Below are 456 nucleotides of genomic sequence, written 5' to 3'. Positions count from 1 at the left end.
GTTGCTGTAACTTCTCAGGAGGCAGTGCCATTATCCTTCATCTCCTGAGTTATTATTCTGTTTTGGGTTGTTCATACCAAAGAAATCTATATTTTCAGGGGTAATGGTTTTATTTTCTGCAAGTACCTCCTTCAATAGCGCTTCAGCTTCTTCTGCAGTTACACCATGAATCTTCATAATTGCGCGTTTCTTGCTGTTTAATCCGTTAGAAATCAATATGACTTGTTTATTTATTTCAGCAGCAGCATCTTCTGCGATACTATCGTCAAAAGTAACTGTAACCTCGTATTCTCCTGTGGGACCGTTAAATTCACCATATAGAACAGCAATATCAATAATGCTATCAACTAATTCTTGTATACCATCTTCAATAATTGTTTCATGGGACTGCTTCGTTCTAAACGTCTTAGAATTCTCACTGACAACCTCAGTAGCAGTTTTAACTCCTTGCCCATC

General features: G+C 37.7%; 1 protein-coding gene. It reads right to left on the bottom strand.

Going from position 1 to position 456, the window contains the following annotated elements; genetic code table 11:
• Window positions 1-30: 30 nt before the first annotated feature.
• On the bottom strand, window positions 31-456 hold a 426-nt coding region (locus KVT27_RS23715), incomplete at its 5' end, for a phage portal protein (protein ID WP_217582081.1).

It is taken from the genome of Lysinibacillus sp. GbtcB16, from assembly GCF_019091145.1.
GTDB classification, from domain to species: Bacteria; Bacillota; Bacilli; order Bacillales_A; family Planococcaceae; genus Lysinibacillus; species Lysinibacillus fusiformis.
The sequence above is the reverse complement of the archived record's forward strand: the minus strand, read 5'-3'. Positions and strand labels throughout refer to the sequence as shown.